3 protein-coding genes are annotated in these 1,254 nt (G+C 37.9%); all 3 read left to right on the forward strand.

What is annotated here, in order from left to right:
- Window positions 1–342: 342 nt before the first annotated feature.
- The 3 genes from CK510_RS30560 (at window position 343) to CK510_RS33820 (ending at window position 1,196) form a co-directional block, all read left to right on the forward strand.
- Window positions 343–543: a hypothetical protein gene (locus CK510_RS30560; protein ID WP_169927046.1), complete on the forward strand. Its 201-nt coding sequence runs from the start codon at window positions 343–345 to the stop codon at window positions 541–543.
- Between the two features lie 97 nt (window positions 544–640).
- The gene (locus CK510_RS33815; protein WP_245912537.1) at window positions 641–943 is read left to right on the forward strand and encodes a transposase family protein; all 303 of its coding nucleotides are present in this window, start codon (window positions 641–643) and stop codon (window positions 941–943) included.
- Window positions 933–1,196: an ISAs1 family transposase gene (locus tag CK510_RS33820; RefSeq protein WP_245912538.1), complete on the forward strand. Its 264-nt coding sequence runs from the start codon at window positions 933–935 to the stop codon at window positions 1,194–1,196. The genes CK510_RS33815 and CK510_RS33820 overlap by 11 nt, the downstream gene beginning before the upstream one ends.
- Window positions 1,197–1,254: the final 58 nt, after the last annotated feature.

Below are 1,254 nucleotides of genomic sequence, written 5' to 3' on the forward strand. Positions count from 1 at the left end.
TACTTGTTTCATCAGCTAAGTATTTGATGCCATCTGTATATTTCAAGCCAAGCCAGTGTTTATAGAGAGTAGTTGAAGAAAAGCGATATTCTGTAGAACAATTACTGGAATATGCTAGCCGTAAATTTGGTAAAACTTTGGAATAGTTGTTAATTCAACATCAAATTTCTTGGCAGCGTAGACAAGAATATGCCGAGCGCAATAGGGTAGAAAATCAAGCTGAGACAATTGCAGAAAATACCCACTACTAATTCCAAAATAATAATTCCGAGATTCAAATCCTCTAGTGATTAATCATTACTGGAGGATTTTGATTAAAAGCATGTTCTTGCTTCAATATAAATGCTTTTAACCCTAACTCAACAAATCAAATACTTCAACAAATTTAAAGCATCTCCTGGTAGTAATATGCGACAAAATAGCTATATCGCTTGGGAAGGTAATTCTTTGATTGATGGTTCTCCTATCGTTTTAATTTTAACTTGCTTCGTCTTTCCAAGCTTCAATAAAAAGACAGGGTTAGCGCGTCTCAAACCCTATTGACAAGCGGATTTGCTTGATCGAGAATAGGAGTTTACTGAAAGTGACACTATCTGAGGTAGGGTAAGATTTAACTCATCAATCCCCAACCCCTGCCGTCATGCCAACAGGATTCGAGAAAAAAAGTAAAACTGAAACATGTTTTACACCCAGCGTAGACAGCTTTGACATTACCAGTAAGTTTCAAGAATACTTTACACAAGTAAAAGACCCAAGGGTGGAAAGGACGAGATGGCATTTGCTTACCGACATCATCACCATATCGATTCTGGCAGTAATTGCTGGTAGTCGGGGTTGGGAGGATATTGAGGAGTATGGACTTAATAAAAAAGAATGGCTGGAAACATTTTTAAAACTACCGTTTGGAATCCCCAGCCCCGATACTTTTAGCTATGGTGTTTGAGAGAATTAACCCAAAAGAATTTGAGCAATGTTTTCGAGTGTGGGTACAATCATTAGTCGAGAAGTTGGGAGTAGAAGTAGTAGCCATAGATGGCAAAACTCATAGAAGTTCATACGATCGAGAATCTAAGCTAAAAGCTTTGCACACGGTCAGTGCATGGTCAAAAGAACACCGCTTGGTCTTGGGACAAACAAAGGGGGAGCAACGCGATTTGGTGAAGTCGGGCAAAAAAATTGCGATCGCTAAAAATTAGTTCAAGTACATTTTTATTTTCAATACAGCTAATGCCGTATTTATACTGATTTAAATTG

It is taken from the genome of Brunnivagina elsteri CCALA 953 (assembly GCF_002289455.1).
In the GTDB taxonomy this organism is placed as follows: Bacteria; Cyanobacteriota; Cyanobacteriia; order Cyanobacteriales; family Nostocaceae; genus Brunnivagina; species Brunnivagina elsteri.